Source organism: Streptomyces sp. NPDC052701 (assembly GCF_040678355.1).
Taxonomy (GTDB): domain Bacteria; phylum Actinomycetota; class Actinomycetes; order Streptomycetales; family Streptomycetaceae; genus Streptomyces.
This window is the reverse complement of the sequence record NZ_JBFATO010000012.1, coordinates 159,407-176,891: the sequence shown is the minus strand read 5'-3', so window position 1 is coordinate 176,891 and position 17,485 is coordinate 159,407. Positions and strand designations below refer to the sequence as shown.

Here is a 17,485-nt window from a genome sequence, read left to right as displayed (position 1 = left end):
CGGTAACCCGCATATCATCGCAAATCCGGCACATTGTCATCTTGTCGGTTCCAGTTGAGCGTCTCGGCGTACCAGGGCCGCGTAGCGCCCGCCCTGTGCCAACAGCTCCTCGTGGGTGCCCCGTTCGACCGCCCGCCCGGAGTCCAGGACCACGATCTGGTCGGCACCGCGGACGGTGGACAGCCGGTGGGCGATGGTGAGCGTGGTGCGGTTGGCGGACAGGGCGTCGATGGCCTCCTGCACGGCGGCCTCGGTACGGGTGTCCAGGGCGCTGGTGGCCTCGTCGAGGATGAGGACCGGCGGGTCGCGCAGGATGGTCCGGGCGATGGCCAGGCGCTGCTTCTCGCCGCCGGAGAAGCGGTGGCCGCGCTCGCCGACGACCGTGTCGTAGCCGTCGGGCAGGGACGCGATGTGGTCGTGGATCTGGGCCGCCTTCGCCGCCCTGTACAGCTCCTCGTCGGTGGCGCCGGGCTTGGCGAAACGGAGGTTGTCGGCCACCGAGGCGTGGAAGAGGTACGTCTCCTGCGAGACCACGCCGACCGCGCGGGCGAGGGTGTCGAAGTCGAGGTCGCGGACGTCGACGCCGTCGAGGGTGACGCGTCCGCCGGTCACGTCGTACAGCCGCGGCACCAGGTAGCCGAGCGTGGACTTGCCCGCACCGGTCGGGCCGACGATCGCGAGGCTGCCGCCGGCGGGGACGGTGATGTCGATGCCGTCGAGGACGGGACCGCCCCCGTCCGCCTTCCCGGTCCCGTGGCCGCCCCCGGCGCCCGGGCCGTCGTAGTGGAAGGTGACGTTCTCGAAGCGGATCTCGCCCTTGACGCGGTCGAGGCGGACCGGGTCGGCGCGCTCGGTGATGTCGATCGGCAGGTCCAGGTACTCGAAGATGCGCTGGAAGAGCGCGAGCGAGGCCTGGATCTGGACGCCGGTCGACAGCAGGCTCACGGCCGGGCGGAACAGGCCCTGCTGGAGCGAGACGAACGCCACGATGGTGCCGATGGACACCTGCGGGCCGCCGAACCGGAGGGCCATGCCGGCGGTCCAGTAGATGACGGCCGGCAGGGCGGCCATGACGATCGTGATGACGGCCATGCGCCAGCGGCCGGCCATGCTGGAGCGCACCTCGAGGTCGACCAGACCTTCGGACTCCTTCGCGAAGGACCGCGTCAGCGAGTCGGAGCGGCCCATCGTGCGGCCGAGCAGGATGCCGCTGACGGAGAGCGACTCGGTGACCGTGGCGGCCATCGCGGCCATCTGCTTCTGGCGCTGCGTGGTGATCTTCTTGCGCTCGTCGCCGACCCGGCGGCTGATCCACACGAACACCGGCAGCAGCAGCAGCGAGACCACGGTCAGCCGCCAGTCGAGGGCGATCATCGCGACGATCGTGGCGATCACGCTGGTGAGGTTGGAGACCAGGGAGGTCGCGGTGGAGGTGACGGTGGCCTGCATGCCGCCGATGTCGTTGGCGATGCGGGACTGGACCTCACCGGTCCGCGTGCGGGTGAAGAAGGCGAGCGACATGCGCTGCAGCCGCCCGTAGACGGCGGTGCGCAGGTCGTGCATGACCCGCTGGCCGACGGTCGTGGAGATCAGGGTCTGGAGCACGCCGAAGACGCCGGCCAGGACGGCGCTGAGGATCATGCCGAGGGCGAGCAGGGTGAGCAGCCCGGTGCGCCCCTGGGGGATCGCTACGTCCAGGATCTCCCTGAGCAGGAAGGGCGTGGCGACCGAGACCAGGGACGAGGCGGCGACGAGCAGGCCGACGACCGCCAGGCGGCCCCGGTAGGGGCGGAAGAGGCGCAGGATGCGGCGCACCTGCCGGGGCTGTTCCGGCGCGTCGGCGGGCGGGGTCCAGGCGGGTTCGCGATCGGGGTGCATGGGCTCCTACGGAGGTGGGCGGATGCCGGCCGGCGGTCCGGTCGGCGACGACTGACGGAGCTTAACTCATTGTTACCTATACTCACAATGAACGACATCCTGATATTGTTCCCGCATGACCAGCCCCGATTCCGACGGCCTGCTCGCCGAGCAGCTGCTGCGGCTCACCCGCCGGGTGCACCGCATCCAGAAGCACCATCTGCAGCAGCGCGACCTCGGCATCACCCCGGCCCAGTCCCGGCTGCTGCGCACCCTCGCGCACTACGGCTCGCCGCCGCGCATGGCCGACCTGGCCGAGCGGCTGGAGGTGGTGCCCCGGGCCGTGACGACGCTGGTCGACGGGCTGGAGGCGAACGGCAAGGTGCGCCGGGTCCCCGACCCGGCCAACCGCCGGGTCATCCGCATCGAGCTCACGGACGACGGCCACGAGGCGCTGCGTGAGCTGCACGGCGCACGCCGGGCGGCGGCGGAGGAGATCCTGGCCCCGCTGACGGACGAGCAGCGCGGGGTGCTGGGAGGGCTGCTGGACACGTTGATCGACGGGGCGCCGGTCCGGCCCTGCTGACGACGCGCTCCCGTGCCGGCACGCCCCGTGCGGCGGCGGGCGCGTGGCCGCGGCGGCACCGCGAGCCGGGCGGCGGCACCGCGAGGCGGGCGGCGGCGCGGTCACCGGGTGGCGGCACGGTGCGCAGCCGGGGCCGGCGGCGCCGAGGGGGCGTGCCGGCCTGCCGGGCGAGGACGTCGACGGGGGTGCTCCCTCCGGCCTGCCCCTCCCTCCCTCGCTCGGGCACGCCGGCCGCGGCGCCGCCGGCCCGGTACGGGCGGCGATCGTCATCGGCGTCGTTCCCGATGAGCGTCCCGGATCCGGGTGCCGGAACGTGGCGCCGTGGCGCGTGACGTCCTCCTCCACGGACCACTCGATGCCGGAGCCGGGCCCCGGCGACGGTGACGTGACAGGCCCTGCCCGGTGGTCCGCTGCGGGAAGGCGCCGCCGCGGGGGATCGCGCTCCCCCGCAACGACACCCCGGAACACCCCAGGGCACCTCGGGACACCCCGGAGTGCCCCGGGCGCGCGGCACCGCACCCGATGCGGCCGCGGGCCGGGGCCGGATCCGTGCGGCGGCGCGGAAAACCGTTTGCGCACGACCACGGTGCGGCGCGAACCTGTCACGGTTTGTTGCTCCCGTACGCGGCCGTCGCCGCTCGCCTCCCCGCTCTCCCCGCTGTCGCCTCCCCTTCGCCCCGCTCCCCGTTCGACACCTTGCCACGAGCCACTGGGACGTCATGCAGATTCAAGATCTTCCGTACCCCGACCCGGGTGTGCCGGACGCGCGCTCGGGTCCCCGATTCCTGTGGTGGCTCTTCCGGAATCAGCTGGGCGGTCAGCTCAAGTCGCTGGCCTGGGGGCTGCTGCACTTCGTGTCGGTCTCCACACTGCCGTTCTGCGTCGGCCTCGCCGTGCAGGCCGTCGTCGACCGGTCCGGCGCCCGGCTCGCGCAGGCGGGCGTCCTGCTGGCGCTGGCCTGCGCCGGCAACGCGGTCGGCGACACCTTCCTGCACCGCGCCGCGATCACCAACTGGATCACCGCGGCCGCCCGCGTCCAGCAGTTGCTCGCCCGCAAGGCCGCCCGGCTGGGCTCGGCGCTGACCCGGCGCGTCGCGGCCGGCGAGGTCGTGGCCGTCTCCACCGGCGACGTCGAGAAGATCGGCTGGTTCGTGGAGGCACTGTCCCGGTTCACCGCGGCGGCGGTCACGCTCGTGCTGGTCTGCGCCGGCCTCGTCCTCTACCAGCCGGCGCTCGGCGTGGTCGTCGCCGTGGGCCTGCCCGTCCTGGCACTCGCGGTGCTGCCGCTGCTGCCCCGGGCCACCCGGCGCGCCGACATCCAGCGCGAGAAGGCCGGACGCGCCACCGAACTGGCCTCCGACACCGTCGCCGGCCTGCGCGTGCTGCGCGGCATCGGCGGCGAGGAGCTGTTCCTCGACCGCTACCGCCGCGCCTCGCAGGAGGTGCGTCACGCGGCCGTGCGCAGCGCCCGGATGTGGTCCTTGATCTCCGCGATCCAGGTGCTGCTGCCCGGGCTGCTGCTGATCACGGTGGTCTGGTACGGCGTGCACCTGGCCCGCCAGGGCCGGGTCTCCGTCGGCGAACTGGTCACCGTCTACAGCTCGGTCATGGTCCTCACCTACCCCTTGCGGCACTTCGAGGAGATCGCCATGGCCTACTCCTTCTCGCGGCCCTCGGCCAAGCGGGCCGCGGGCGTGCTGGCGCTGGAACGGGCCACGGACACCGCGGGCTCGCGCGCGGCGGACCTCCCGTCCGGGGACCTGTACGACCCGGCCACCGGTCTGCTCGCGCCCGCCGGCCTGCTGACCGCCGTGGTGTGCGGCGACCCGGACGCGGCCGGGCGGCTGGCGGAACGGCTGGGCGGCCATCCCTCCGAGGAGGGCACCTCCGCGCTGCTGGGCGGCGTCCCCCTCGACGAGCTGCCGCTGGACTGCGCCCGGACGGCCGTCCTGGTCCAGGACAAGGACCCGGTGCTGCTGTCCGGTTCGCTGCGCGACCTGCTCGACGTGCCCGCCTCGGGCCGCGTCGAGGCACGCGCGGCCCTGGCGGCCGCGCGGTGCGACGACGTGCTGGCCGCGCTGGCACAGGGCTTCCCGGACGCCGGCGACCCGATGGACGCCCGCATCACCGAACGCGGCCGGTCCCTGTCCGGCGGCCAGCGCCAGCGCCTCGCGCTGGCCCGGTCGCTGATCACGGACCCGGAGGTGCTCGTCCTGGACGAGCCGACCTCGGCCGTCGACTCGCACACCGAGGCCCGCATCGCCCAGGGCGTGCGGGACCTGCGCGCGGGGCGCACGACCGTGGTGTTCACCTCCTCCCCGCTGCTGCTGGACCGCGCGGACCGGGTGGTGTTCCTGCACGACGGCACGGTCGCGGCCGTCGGCGTCCACCGCGACCTGCTGCGCGGCGATCCCCGGTACCGGGCCGTGGTGACCCGCGAGACCGACGACGAGGCCCCCCTCGGCCAGGTCCTGCACCGGGACGGCGTACTGCACCGACTGGAAGAGATCGAGGAGACAGCATGATCGGCGTGGCGCCACCGGCGTACGACCCGGCGGCCCCGACGACGGCCGGCACCCTGCCCGTCGGCGCTCCCGCGACCGTACGCGCCTACGTGGCCGAACTGCTGCGCCGGCACCGCCGGGCCTTCCTGCTGCTGATCACCGTCAACACGGCGGCCGTGGTCGCCTCGATGGCGGGTCCCTACCTGCTGGGCGGGCTGGTGGAGCGGGTGTCCGACGGCGCGCGGGAGGTGCGCCTGGAGCTCACCGCGGGGCTGTTCCTGCTGGCGTTGGCCCTCCAGGCGGTCTTCGTCCGCCAGGTGCGGCTGCGCGGTGCGATGCTCGGCGAGCGGATGCTGGCCGACCTGCGCGAGGACTTCCTCGTCCGGTCGGTCGGGCTGCCGCCCGGCGTACTGGAACGGGCCGGGACGGGCGACCTGCTGTCCCGGATCACGACCGACGTCGACCGGCTCGCCAACGCCATGCGCGAGGCCGTGCCCCAGCTGGTGATCGGTGTGGTGTGGGCCGGACTGCTGCTGGGCGGGCTGGTCGTCACGGCGCCGCCGCTGGCGCCCGCCGTGCTGCTCGCCGTCCCGCTGCTGGTGACCGGCTGCCGCTGGTACTTCCGGCGGGCGCCCTCCGCCTACCGTTCGGAGGCCGCCGGGTACGCCTCCGTGGCCGCCGCGCTCGCCGAGACCGTGGACGCCGGGCGCACCGTCGAGGCCCACCGTCTCGGCGCGCGCCGCATCGAGCTGTCGGAGCGCCGGATCAGGGAGTGGACGGCCTGGGAGCGGTACACGCTCTGGCTGCGGTCGGTGCTCTTCCCCGTCGTCGACGTCACCCATGTGACGGTGCTCGGCTCGGTCCTGATGATCGGCGGCGTGTTCGTCCTGCAGGGCTGGATCGGTGTGGGCCAGCTGACGACGGGCGCGCTGATCGCGCAGATGCTGGTCGACCCGGTGGGCCTGATCCTGCGCTGGTACGACGAACTGCAGGTGGCCCAGGTGTCGCTGGCCCGGCTGGTCGGCGTCCGGGACATCGAGCCGGACGCCGGTGACCCCGCGCTGACCCCCGACGGGCGCCATGTGCACGCCGACCGGGTGCACTTCGGCTACCTCGAGGGCGTGGACGTGCTGCGCAAGGTGTCCCTGGAGGTCGCCCCCGGCACCCGGCTGGCGCTGGTCGGCCCCTCCGGCGCGGGCAAGTCCACCCTGGGCCGGCTGCTCGCCGGCGTCTACGCGCCCCGGGACGGCCGGATCACCCTGGGCGGCGCCGAGCTGTCCCGGATGACCGCCGAACGGGTCCGCGCCCACGTCGCCCTCGTCAACCAGGAGCACCACGTCTTCGTCGGCTCCCTGCGCGACAACCTCCGGCTCGCCCGTACGGACGCCACCGACGCCGAGCTGTGGGCGGCACTGGGGGCGGTCGACGCGGACGGCTGGGCCCGTGCCCTCGACGACGGCCTGGACACCGAGGTCGGCTCGGGCGGCCTCGCCCTCACCCCGGCCCAGGCCCAGCAGACCGCGCTGGCCCGCCTGGTGCTGGCCGACCCGCACACGCTGGTCCTGGACGAGGCCACCTCCCTGCTCGACCCGCGGGCCGCCCGGCACCTGGAGCGGTCCCTGGCCCGGGTCCTGGACGGCCGCACGGTCGTCGCCATCGCCCACCGCCTGCACACCGCCCACGACGCGGACGTCATCGCCGTCGTCGAGGACGGCCGGATCAGTGAACTGGGCAGCCACGACGACCTGGTCGCGGCAGACGGGGCGTACGCGGCGCTGTGGCGGTCCTGGCACGGGTGACGGCAGGGGACGGGGGCGCCCCGGCGCGAGCCCGGCACGGCCGGGCCCGCGCCGGGGCCGGGCGGGCCGGGGCGTGCCCGGACCGGGTCCGTGCCGTTGCGCTGTGCCGAACGGCGGTGGAAGGCTGGAATCAGGCACCGGCTCGGGGACCGCCCGGACACCATGCCGTCCGGCGACGGGTGACGCCTGTGCTGCATGCAGCGGCGGCCCGGTGCGGGTCGCGGTGACAGCGCGCCCGTCCCCACCCCCTGGAGGTATCCGTGAACAGCGCCGACGGATGGGGAGACGACGTCTACCAGCCCGATCAGGACGATCAGAAGGATGACGCGGGGCTGCTCGACACCCAGGACACCCTGGCGTTCGACGGCACCGACGATCCCCTCGACCCGGGCTGGTCCCCTCCTGAGCGGCCCTGGGCCGTGGAGCACGTCGGGGTGACGGCGGCGGAGCGCCTGCGGGGCGAGACGCTGGACCAGCGGCTCGCCGAGGAGCTGCCGGACACCGCCGGGTACGGCGGCGACGGCCTCGGCGACGTCGAGGGCACCGACGGCGAACTGCTGGACAACGAGGTCGGGGCCGTCCGCTCCGGCCGTCTCGTGGCACCCGACGAGGGGGTGCACGAGGACGAGGAGCCCGCGCTCGTCGCCAGGGACGTCGGCATCGACGGGGCGGCCGCCTCCGCCGAGGAGGCCGCGGTGCACATCGTCGACGAGGACGCCCTGCCGGCCGACCCGCCCGGCTGACCGCGCCGCTCCCCCGTGCCGCCGCCCCGTCCGGCCGGCCGGACCCCTGCGGCCGCACCCTCCCGACCGCGCCCTTCCCGTACCGCCCCACCGCACCGAACCGCCCGAGGAGCACCCATGCAGCAGGACAAGCATCCCGACTACCACCCCGTCGTCTTCCGCGACCGCGCCGCCGGCTACGCCTTCCTGACCCGGTCCACCGCGACCAGCGACCAGACGATCGAGTGGGACGACGGCGAGACCTACCCGGTGGTGGACGTGGAGATCTCCTCGGAGAGCCACCCCTTCTACACCGGCAAGGCGCGGACGGTGGACTCGGAGGGCCGCGTCGCCCGCTTCGAGCGGCGCTACGGCGGCGGACCGGACCAGGGCGCCGGCGGCGGGGCGGTCTGAGCCCCGCGAGCCGCCCGGTCCGACGGGCGGCCGAGCTGTCCGGGTCCCGGCCGGCCGCCGGTCCGCCCGCCGGTGGTGCCCGTCCGCCCACCGGTGACGCCGAGGGCTCAGATCACGTTGAGCGCCACCGCGCAGCCCACCCCGCCCAGCAGCATGAACGCCGGCATCAGCACCCTCAGCTCCACCCAGCTGCCCGCCCGGAACCGCAGGGCCTTCGGCGGGCCGACCGGGTACCAGCGCTTGCGCCCCACCGGAATGGGCCACAGGATCGGGCAGCCCGAGACGGTCAGCGCGTCCCCGATGTCGTGCACCAGCGCGCCCAGCACGACCGGCAGCCCCAGCCACAGGTACTCCTGGCCCGGCGCCGTGAACAGCCAGTCCGATCCGCTGCCCGGCCTGTCCAGGACGCCCGCGAGGATCCACGCGGCGGCCGCGGCCAGCAGCCACACCAGCACGTCGCTGCTGGAGCCCCGGGTCGCCCGCCACAGCAGGCCCTCGATGGCCAGCACCAGGTGCACGAAGAGGATCGCCAGCACCGCCCAGCGGCCCCCGGTGATCGCCAGCACCGAGGTGCCCGCGCCGATCAGGACGGCCCACAGCCAGGTGTGGGTGAGCGTGCGGTGCCCGCCGGAGCGGCGCGGGTCGCCCTGCTTCTTCGTCGCCTTGTAGACGGCGTAGGACAACTTGTCGACGATCTCGCAGATCCAGCGCGACAGCGGCCCGAAGGCCCGTGAGATGGTGGCGGCCTTGTGGTCGAGGTCCGGGGCGAGCGCGGCGCCGGCGCAGACCAGGGCACCGGCCAGCAGGACCGGCCAGGGCATCGGGTGCCCGGCCGCGGCGACCGCCGCACCGACACCGAGCCAGGCGGCGGCGCCCGACAGAGAGTGTGCTGGTCCCATCATCGCCGTTGCCCGCCCCATTTCTCCTGTGCCGCTGTCCGGTTGACCGGACGCCTAGACGCTCCGCCGGCGAGACAGCGTATCGGTCGCGATCTTCAAGGCGGCATCCGATTGCCGCATCGGGGAGGAGGCCAGGCAAGATGGGTCCGTGACCCTCATCGATCAGCTGCCGCCGACCGCCGACCCCGACGCCCTGTACGAAGCCTTCGAGTCGTGGGCCGGCGAACGCGGGCTCACGCTCTACCCCCACCAGGAGGAGGCGCTGATCGAGGTGGTCTCCGGGGCGAACGTGATCGTGTCGACGCCCACCGGGTCCGGCAAGAGCATGATCGCCGCGGGTGCCCACTTCGCCGCGCTGGCCCGGGACGAGGTCACCTTCTACACCGCCCCGATCAAGGCGCTGGTCTCGGAGAAGTTCTTCGAACTGTGCAAGCTCTTCGGCACCGAGAACGTCGGCATGCTGACCGGCGACGCGTCCGTCAACGCCGACGCGCCCGTCATCTGCTGCACCGCCGAGGTGCTCGCCTCGATCGCGCTGCGCGACGGCAGGAACGCGGACGTCGGCCAGGTCGTCATGGACGAGTTCCACTTCTACGCGGAGCCGGACCGCGGCTGGGCCTGGCAGATCCCGCTGCTGGAACTGCCGCAGGCGCAGTTCGTCCTGATGTCGGCGACGCTCGGTGACGTCTCCTTCTTCGAGAAGGACCTCACCCGCCGCACGGGCCGTCCCACGGCGGTGGTCCGTTCCGCGACCCGGCCCGTACCGCTCTCCTACGAGTACCGCTACACCCCGCTCACGGAGACGCTCACCGACCTGCTGGAGGCCCGGCAGGCACCGGTCTACATCGTGCACTTCACCCAGGCGCAGGCCGTGGAGCGGGCGCAGGCGCTGATGAGCATCAACATGTGCACGCGCGAGGAGAAGGACCGGATCGCCGAGCTGATCGGCAACTTCCGCTTCACCACGAAGTTCGGCCGCAACCTCTCCCGTTACGTCCGGCACGGCATCGGGGTCCACCACGCCGGCATGCTGCCCAAGTACCGGCGCCTGGTAGAGAAGCTCGCGCAGGCCGGTCTGCTGAAGGTCATCTGCGGCACGGACACGCTCGGCGTGGGCGTCAACGTCCCGATCCGCACGGTGCTGTTCACCGCCCTGACCAAGTACGACGGCAACCGCGTACGCACCCTGCGCGCCCGTGAATTCCACCAGATCGCGGGCCGCGCCGGACGGGCGGGCTTCGACACGGAGGGCTTCGTCGTCGCGCAGGCGCCCGAGCACGTCATCGAGAACGAGAAGGCGCTGGCCAAGGCGGGCGAGGACCCGAAGAAGCGGCGCAAGGTGGTGCGCAAGAAGGCGCCCGAGGGCTTCGTCGGGTGGACGGAGAAGACCTTCGAGAAGCTCATCGACTCCGAGCCGGAGCCGCTGACGTCCCGTTTCCGGGTGACGCACACGATGCTGCTGTCGGTGATCGCCCGGCCCGGCAACGCCTTCGAGGCGATGCGGCGTCTGCTGGAGGACAACCACGAGCCGCGCAGGCAGCAGCTGCGGCACATCCGGCGGGCCATCGCCATCCACCGCTCGCTGCTGGACGGCGGCATCGTCGAGAAGCTCGACGCGCCGGACGCCGAGGGCCGCATCGTCCGTCTGACGGTCGACCTCCAGCAGGACTTCGCGCTGAACCAGCCGCTGTCCACGTTCGCGCTGGCCGCGTTCGAGCTGCTGGACCCCGAGTCGCCGTCGTACGCGCTGGACATGGTGTCCGTAGTGGAGTCCACGCTGGACGACCCGCGGCAGATCCTGGTCGCCCAGCAGAACAAGGCGCGCGGCGAGGCGGTGGCCGCGATGAAGGCGGACGGCGTCGAGTACGAGGAGCGCATGGAGCGCCTCCAGGACATCACGTACCCCAAGCCCCTGGAAGAGCTGCTCTTCCACGCGTACAACACCTACCGCAAGAGCCACCCCTGGGTCGGCGACCATCCGCTGTCGCCGAAGTCCGTGGTCCGGGACATGTACGAACGGGCCCTGTCCTTCACGGAGTTGGTGTCGTTCTACGAGCTGGCCCGCACCGAGGGCATCGTGCTGCGCTACCTCGCCAGCGCCTACAAGGCGCTCGACCACACCGTCCCCGACGACCTCAAGTCCGAGGATCTGCAGGACCTGATCGAGTGGCTCGGCGAGATGGTGCGCCAGGTCGACTCCAGCCTGCTGGACGAGTGGGAGCAGCTCGCCAACCCGGAGGAGATGACCGCCGAGGAGGCCCAGGAGAAGGCCGACGAGGTCAAGCCGGTCACCACCAACGCGCGCGCCTTCCGCGTCCTGGTCCGCAACGCCATGTTCCGCCGCGTGGAGCTCGCCGCCCTCGACCGGGTCGAGGAGCTGGGCGAGATGGACGCGGAGTCCGGCTGGGACGCCGAGGCCTGGGGCGAGGCGATGGACAAGTACTGGGACGAGTACGACGACCTCGGCACCGGTCCCGACGCCCGCGGCCCGAAGCTGCTGCTCATCGAGGAGGAACCGGGCAAGGGCCGGTGGCGCGTCCGCCAGATCTTCGACGACCCGAACGGCGATCACGACTGGGGCATCAGCGCGGAGGTCGACCTGGCCGCCTCCGACGCGGAGGGCCGCGCGGTCGTCCGTGTCACCGATGTCGGCCGGCTGTGAGCAGACGGCCAGCCGTGAGCACAGGAGAGTCCCATCCATGACGAATCCGGCCGAGAGTCTCGTCGACCTGCTCGACCTGGAGCAGATCGAGGTCAACATCTTCCGTGGCCGCAGCCCGCAGGAGTCCCTGCAGCGGGTCTTCGGCGGCCAGGTGGCGGGCCAGGCGCTGGTCGCCGCCGGCCGCACCACGGAGGGCGACCGCCCGGTGCACTCGCTGCACGCGTACTTCCTGCGCCCCGGCCGGCCGGGGGTGCCGATCGTGTACCAGGTCGAGCGGGTCCGGGACGGGCGGTCGTTCACCACGCGCCGGGTCACCGCCGTGCAGCAGGGCCGCACGATCTTCAATCTCACCGCCTCCTTCCACCGTCCCGAACCGGGAAGCTTCGAGCACCAGCTGCCGCCGGCCCGTGAGGTCCCGGACCCGGAGTCCCTGCCGACGGTCACGGACGAGATCCGGGCGCACCTGGGCGAGCTGCCCGAGCAGCTGGAGCGGATGGCCCGCCGCCAGCCCTTCGACATCCGCTACGTGGACCGGTTGCGCTGGACGCCCGAGGAGGTCAAGGACGCCGAGCCGCGCAGCGCCGTGTGGATGCGCGCGGTGGGTCCGCTGGGCGACGACCCGCTCGTGCACACCTGCGCGCTGACCTACGCCAGCGACATGACCCTCCTGGACGCCGTCCGCATTCCCGTGGAAGCCCTGTGGGGCCCGCGGGGCTTCGACATGGCGTCGCTGGACCACGCGATGTGGTTCCACCGGCCGTTCCGCGCGGACGAGTGGCTCCTGTACGACCAGGAGTCCCCCATCGCGGTCGGCGGTCGCGGCCTGGCCCGGGGCCGGATCTACGACCGCGAGGGCCGGCTGGTCGTGTCGGTCGTGCAGGAGGGCCTCTTCCGCGCGCTGGGGTGACCCGGCCCCGGGGCGCACCGGGCGTCGCGGTCCCGCCGGGCGCGGCGGGCCCGCCGTGGGCCCGGCCCGGGCGGGCCGTCGGCGGCCCCGTCCCTCCCGCGGGCGGCGTGCCGTGCCCCCCGGATCATGAGCCTGCGCGCCCGAGCCGGCTCAGCGGGCCGCGCGGGCACGGGCCGGGCCACTGACGCGCGTTTTCTGTGGTTCCTGTGACAGCGGGCCGCGCGGGCCGGGCCGCGCGGCCGGGTGCGCGGGAGCGGCGGTCGGGTGGCGTGATGGTGTGGCCGGACATGGTCGTCTCCCCGTGGAGTGAGTGGCCCGCGCCGTCCGCGTCGGCCCCGGGAAAAACCGTAGCCGCTTCGGCGGATTCGGCGGCGGGCCTGTGGAAAACTCCACGGAGGGACGAAAACCTCCAGGTCAAAGGTCTGTGGCAGGGCTCCGGTCGGGCTGCCGGGTGTCCACGTCGAGGTGTTCGCCGACCCGGTTGACCAGCAGCGCCATCTCGTACCCGATCTGCCCGATGTCGGCCTCGGCGCCGCTGAGGACGCACAGACAGCTGCCGGTGCCTGCGGCGGTGACGAAGAGCCACGCGTCGTCGAACTCCACCATCGTCTGGCGCACCCGGCCCGCGCCGAAGTGGCGTCCCGAGCCTTTGGCCAGGCTGTGCAGCCCGGACGACACCGCGGCCAGGTGTTCGGCGTCCTCGCGCCGCAGTCCCGTGCTCGCCCCCGTCACCAGGCCGTCGTTGGACAGGACCAGGGCGTGCCGTACGTGTTCGACACGCTCGGTCAGATCGTCCAGTAACCAGCCGAGTCCCCGGTTCTGCGTCATGTCGCGGTCTCCCCGTGTCATCCCCGTGTGTTGTCTCCCCCTGGCAGGAGGATCTCCACGCCAGCCTTCCCCAGGACCGCACGACGGGCAAGCAGGATGGAGTCATGGCACAGAAGATGACCGACACCGAATGGCGGGAGTTCGTCTCGTACGGCACCCGCACCGGAAAACTCGCCACCGTGCGCTCCGACGGCAGTCCGCATGTGACGCCCGTCTGGTTCCTGCTCGACGGGGACGAGGTGGTGTTCACCACCGGCGGTCGGAGCGTGAAGGGCCGCAACCTGGCCCGCGACGGCCGTGTCGCACTGTGCGTGGACGACGACCGGCCGCCGTTCGACCACGTGGTGCTGCGGGGCCGCGCCCGGATCTCGGAGGACCTCGGCGAGCTCCGGCACTGGGCCACCCGGATCGGAGCCCGGTACATGGGCGAGGAGCGCGCCGAGCAGTTCGGCGCCCGCAACGGCGTTCCGGGTGAGCTCCTCGTCCGCATCACGATCGACAAGGTTTTCGGCGAGAAGTCCGTGGCCGACTGAGACCGGGCCGGAGCCGTGCCCGCACACCCGCACCCGCGACGCCCGTCGATCGCGGGCACCGCGCCCTGCGCGCCGATGCGGGATCATGCGGGACATGAGCGACGACCACACACAGGTGCAGGAGTTCTTCACCGCCCGCGCGGCCGACTGGGACAGCCGGTTCCCCGACGACGGCCCCGTCTACGCGGCCGCGGTCGCCGAACTCGGACTGCGCCGGGGCGACCGGGTGCTCGACGCGGGCTGCGGCACCGGACGGGCCCTGCCGCCGCTGCGGGCGGCGGTGGGACCCTCGGGAGTGGTCCTCGGAGCCGACCTGACCCCCGCCATGCTCCAGGCCGCCGTACGGGCCGGACGGGACCGGGACGGGCGGCTGCTGCTCGCCGACGTGTCCGCACTGCCGCTGCGCTCCCGGTCGCTGGACGCGGTGTTCGCGGCGGGCCTCGTCGCGCACCTGCCGCATCCGGCCGAAGGTCTGCGGGAGCTGGCGCGCGTGGTGCGTCCCGGCGGGCTGCTGGCGTTGTTCCATCCCGTCGGCAGGGCGGCGCTCGCCGCCCGCCAGGGGCGCCGTGTCACCCCGGACGACCTGCGCGCCGAACCCAATCTGCGGCCGCTGCTGGCCGGGGCCGGGTGGCGCATGACGTCGTACGTCGACGAGGACGCCCGGTTCCTGGCCCTGGCCGTCCGCGAGGACCGACCCGCCGGCCGATCGGCCCCTCGGCCCCGTCCCGCGCGACTGCCGCGGCGAGGCGCCGGGGCCGTCGGACATGACGGGGTGCCCGGCATGACGGGGTGCCCGGCGCCCGGCACGGTCACCCCCGCCGCACGGCTACGAGCCGCACGAACGCGTCACGGCGCTGACCGGTCACGTGAAGCCGGTCGCCGGGAGCACGCCGTACCCCGCGGCCGAACGGCCGGAGAAGGCGGGCCCCCGGCCCGCGACCCGGAGCCCGGGTCCGCGACCGCGCCGCGGAGCCCGGGTCCGTGGCCGCGCCGCGTCGAGTCCCGGGCGGAACCCGCCTGGCTGCGGGGCGCCCTCACTTCGCTCACCTCACTCGGCGGCCGACACGTCCACGTGCCGTACGGGGCAGCCCCGGACGCCCGGGACCGGACGGGTGCCCAGGTCCGCCAGCCGGTAGCCGTCCGGGTAGCTCTTGATCTCCCGGTTCTGCCGCGCGAAGTGCGGGGCACGCCGCGGCGGCAGCAGCCGGACCACCCGTCCGCGCAGCCGTAGCGCGCGGCGCACGCACGCGCGTGTGGCGGCGCTCGGCGGGGTGTAGCGGAAGGCGGCCAGGAGGGGGTCGTCGAGCAGGGCGAGGGTCGCGGTGCGCAGCAGGGGCGCCAGCGGGCGCGGGTACCAGGAGGCCATCAGGGCGAGCGTGGCGTCCGAGACCCGCCGTGCCTCCTCGTCCCAGGCGAAGTGCGCCTCCTCGTAGGCGTCGAGGTACTCCTCGAAGTCCTCGTACGTCTCGGGGATGTCCTTGATGCCCATGTGCCGCCCGAGTGTGCGGTAGTGGACCGCGCCGGCGACGGTCTCGTGCCGGGACATCCTGCGCCATCCGTAGGCGTCGATCCACCGTTTCGGCATCACGACGAACGTGCAGAGCACGTACCGCATGTCGTCGTCGTGGATGTCGTAGCTGCGGTGCATCTGGTTGATGCGGCGGATCGCGGTGCGGCCCCGGTCGCTGCCGAAGCCGTGCTCGACGACGGCGTCCAGGAGCAGCGAGGTGTCGTCGTACCGCTTCTGCGTGCGGTCCGTGAGCTCCGCCGTCCCGGCGAGCAGCCGCCCGATGCCCGGGACGGCGTACGTGCGGTAGAGGGCCAGTTCCAGGGCTCGGGTGAAGTCCCAGGGGAACTCGTACGCCACCATGAGCCGGTGGATCTCCGTGGCCTGCCGGTACGGGTCCATCCGCCGGATCTGTTCCAGCCGTGCGAAGCGCTTCACCGCGCCGCCCCCTTCTGCCGCCCGAGCTCCAACTCTACGGTGGCGGAGGCGGGATGGACGCTCGACAGGACGAACCCCGCGGGGAAGGTGGTCAGCATGTGGGCCAGGGTCCGCAAGTCCGGCGTCAGGCTCCGTGACGCCCTGCGCACGGAGCCGGACAGCCGTCGCGACGGACGTCCGCACAACCTCTTCGAGGCCGCCGCGGCCTATGTCTCGGCCTGCGCGGAGAACGACCAGGAGCGGATCGACGAGGCGGCGGGCTGGGTGTCGCCGGAAGCGCTGTCCTTCGGAGTGAACGAGCTGGCGTGCCGGGCCGTGATCGCGCTGGCACGGGAACGCGGCGAGCCGCCGCGGACCGTGGCCCGCGCGCTGCTGGGTCTTCCCGCGGCCTGACACCGCCCGCCGGCGGTGGTCGATTCGCCCCGCCGAGTCGGGAAACTGCAGCTCCGGTGCGTTCGCGAGGTCGTGACAACCGGCTCCGGGGCACACTAGGGTGCGCGCCGTTGGACGAACCGACGGGGAGGCTGGGATGGCCGGGACGGACGAGGGAGCCGTCGCCGCCGCGGACGACGCGCTCTACGTGCTCACGGCGGTGCTGCTGACGCCGGCGAAGTTCCCGAGTGTGCTGGGCGACGACTATCCGCAGGCGTGCGCGGCGCTCGGGCTCCCGCCGCTCGCCGAGGGGTACGGGCTGGTGCTCGGTCAGGACGGCGAGGGCGCGCGCTGGACCGTCGTCGTCGACGACGTCTCCCTGGTCGCCGTCGCGATCGCGTCCTGGGACTGCGGTATGGAGCACGAGCTGTCGCCCGACGCGCGCACGGTCGTCACCGCCCTGCCCGGCTGGCCCCTTGCGGTCGCCGTCGCGGCCCCGGGCGTGCCCGCGCCGCACGACCCCGATCCCGAGGATGCCGGCATGCCCCCGCTGTCGCCGCCGGACACCACCGTCTGGGGGCCGGCGCAGCGGCGCCTGGGAGCCGACGAGATCGCGTCGCAGTGGGCCGTGTGGCGCGAGCAGGTCGACGACGCGGCGTTCGTGCGGCCGGACACTGCCGGCCGGACGGCCAGGGGTGCCGCGCAGGACAGTGGTGCCGCGCAAGACGAGGGTGCCGCGCAGGACAGTGGTGCCGCGCAGGGTGTGAAGCACGGCCACGGCGGGATCCGGCGCGTTCTCGCCGAGGCCCGCGCCTACCTGGACACACCGCCGCCCCTGGGCCGGGTCCGGTCGTCCTTCGCGCCGGGCGACGCGCGGACCCTGCGCGCCGACGGCCCCGGCTGGTCGCTCGTGGCCAGGACCGACGACATCGCGTTCGTGCTGCTCGACGAGGAACCGGGCGAGGTCCTGCCGGTGGGCCGTGGCCCCGAGCTGCCGGGTCTCCTGGAGGCCCTCGACAAGATGGCCGTACGCCCCCTCTGAGGCCGGCGGCGGGCGCCCGGCTCCGGCGGGATCCGCTGCGCGGCTGCGGTCCGGGCGACGAACCCGCCGCGGGTCCCCGGGCGGTGCGGAACCCGCCGCGGTGTCCGCGGCGCGGACGGAGCGGGCGCAGCGGCCGCGCGACGAGCGGCACCGGCGCGCGGGTGACGGGCCGGGGGCGTCCGGCGCGCCCCCGGCGAGGCGTACCCCCGCCCCGGTGACACACGGCCGCCCTCCTCCGGCCGGCGTCGAGCCGGGCCCCGCCTTCCTCGGCGGTCACGGCGTCCACCCTCCCCGGCCTGTCCTCGCCCTCCGCGGGGGCGCCGTTCCCTACACGGGACCGTCATTCCATGTGGCGCCAACCCATGGATGAGACGCGGGCAGAGCCCCACCATGAGGCAGCCGCCCCCAGCTCCGC

14 protein-coding genes and 1 pseudogene are annotated in these 17,485 nt (G+C 73.7%); 11 read left to right on the top strand and 4 right to left on the bottom strand.

Going from position 1 to position 17,485, the window contains the following annotated elements; genetic code table 11:
- Window positions 1-36 precede the first annotated feature (36 nt).
- On the bottom strand, window positions 37-1,878 hold the full coding sequence (locus tag AB0L29_RS16685; RefSeq protein ID WP_365827702.1) for an ABC transporter ATP-binding protein: 1,842 nt from the start codon (window positions 1,876-1,878) through the stop codon (window positions 37-39).
- Window positions 1,879-1,993: 115 nt separating this feature from the next.
- Here AB0L29_RS16685 and AB0L29_RS16680 point away from each other — a divergent pair, with 115 nt between their 5' ends.
- The 5 genes from AB0L29_RS16680 (at window position 1,994) to AB0L29_RS16660 (ending at window position 7,882) form a co-directional block, all read left to right on the top strand.
- Window positions 1,994-2,443: a MarR family transcriptional regulator gene (locus tag AB0L29_RS16680; RefSeq protein WP_365827700.1), complete on the top strand. Its 450-nt coding sequence runs from the start codon at window positions 1,994-1,996 to the stop codon at window positions 2,441-2,443.
- 719 nt (window positions 2,444-3,162) lie between these two features.
- Entirely contained in the window at window positions 3,163-4,968 is a 1,806-nt protein-coding gene (locus tag AB0L29_RS16675) for an ABC transporter ATP-binding protein (protein WP_365827698.1), read from the top strand.
- Window positions 4,965-6,746 carry an ABC transporter ATP-binding protein gene (locus tag AB0L29_RS16670; protein ID WP_365827696.1) on the top strand — a complete coding sequence of 594 codons (1,782 nt, stop codon included), beginning with the start codon at window positions 4,965-4,967 and terminating at the stop codon, window positions 6,744-6,746. Before AB0L29_RS16675 ends, AB0L29_RS16670 begins: the two co-directional genes overlap by 4 nt.
- A gap of 260 nt (window positions 6,747-7,006) precedes the next feature.
- On the top strand, window positions 7,007-7,489 hold the full coding sequence (locus tag AB0L29_RS16665; RefSeq protein ID WP_365827694.1) for a DUF5709 domain-containing protein: 483 nt from the start codon (window positions 7,007-7,009) through the stop codon (window positions 7,487-7,489).
- Between the two features lie 117 nt (window positions 7,490-7,606).
- Window positions 7,607-7,882, top strand: coding sequence for a type B 50S ribosomal protein L31 (locus tag AB0L29_RS16660; protein WP_365827692.1), 276 nt, complete (start codon window positions 7,607-7,609; stop codon window positions 7,880-7,882).
- Between the two features lie 107 nt (window positions 7,883-7,989).
- Here the strand turns inward: AB0L29_RS16660 and AB0L29_RS16655 are convergent, their stop codons facing one another.
- The gene (locus AB0L29_RS16655) at window positions 7,990-8,784 is read right to left on the bottom strand and encodes a metal-dependent hydrolase (protein WP_365827751.1); all 795 of its coding nucleotides are present in this window, start codon (window positions 8,782-8,784) and stop codon (window positions 7,990-7,992) included.
- A gap of 145 nt (window positions 8,785-8,929) precedes the next feature.
- Here AB0L29_RS16655 and AB0L29_RS16650 point away from each other — a divergent pair, with 145 nt between their 5' ends.
- Entirely contained in the window at window positions 8,930-11,443 is a 2,514-nt protein-coding gene (locus AB0L29_RS16650) for a DUF3516 domain-containing protein (protein WP_365827690.1), read from the top strand.
- Between the two features lie 37 nt (window positions 11,444-11,480).
- The gene (locus tag AB0L29_RS16645) at window positions 11,481-12,350 is read left to right on the top strand and encodes an acyl-CoA thioesterase II (protein WP_365827688.1); all 870 of its coding nucleotides are present in this window, start codon (window positions 11,481-11,483) and stop codon (window positions 12,348-12,350) included.
- Window positions 12,351-12,764: 414 nt separating this feature from the next.
- Here AB0L29_RS16645 and AB0L29_RS16640 read toward each other — a convergent pair whose 3' ends face one another.
- Complete coding sequence (locus tag AB0L29_RS16640; RefSeq protein ID WP_365827686.1) at window positions 12,765-13,178, bottom strand: roadblock/LC7 domain-containing protein; 414 nt, start codon at window positions 13,176-13,178, stop codon at window positions 12,765-12,767.
- A gap of 104 nt (window positions 13,179-13,282) precedes the next feature.
- Between AB0L29_RS16640 and AB0L29_RS16635 the strand changes: the two genes are divergently transcribed.
- The gene (locus AB0L29_RS16635) at window positions 13,283-13,711 is read left to right on the top strand and encodes a PPOX class F420-dependent oxidoreductase (RefSeq protein WP_365827684.1); all 429 of its coding nucleotides are present in this window, start codon (window positions 13,283-13,285) and stop codon (window positions 13,709-13,711) included.
- A 94-nt stretch (window positions 13,712-13,805) separates the two neighbouring features.
- Window positions 13,806-14,399 (top strand): annotated as a pseudogene (locus AB0L29_RS16630) (class I SAM-dependent methyltransferase); the annotation flags it as partial.
- 360 nt (window positions 14,400-14,759) lie between these two features.
- On the opposite strand, the gene AB0L29_RS16625 reads toward AB0L29_RS16630, so the two are convergent.
- Complete coding sequence (locus AB0L29_RS16625) at window positions 14,760-15,656, bottom strand: oxygenase MpaB family protein (RefSeq protein WP_365827682.1); 897 nt, start codon at window positions 15,654-15,656, stop codon at window positions 14,760-14,762.
- 96 nt (window positions 15,657-15,752) lie between these two features.
- Here AB0L29_RS16625 and AB0L29_RS16620 point away from each other — a divergent pair, with 96 nt between their 5' ends.
- Both AB0L29_RS16620 and AB0L29_RS16615 read left to right on the top strand, forming a co-directional pair.
- Window positions 15,753-16,049, top strand: a complete 297-nt coding sequence (locus AB0L29_RS16620) for a hypothetical protein (RefSeq protein ID WP_365827680.1) — start codon at window positions 15,753-15,755, stop codon at window positions 16,047-16,049.
- A gap of 136 nt (window positions 16,050-16,185) precedes the next feature.
- Window positions 16,186-17,070, top strand: a complete 885-nt coding sequence (locus tag AB0L29_RS16615) for a hypothetical protein (protein WP_365827678.1) — start codon at window positions 16,186-16,188, stop codon at window positions 17,068-17,070.
- Window positions 17,071-17,485: the final 415 nt, after the last annotated feature.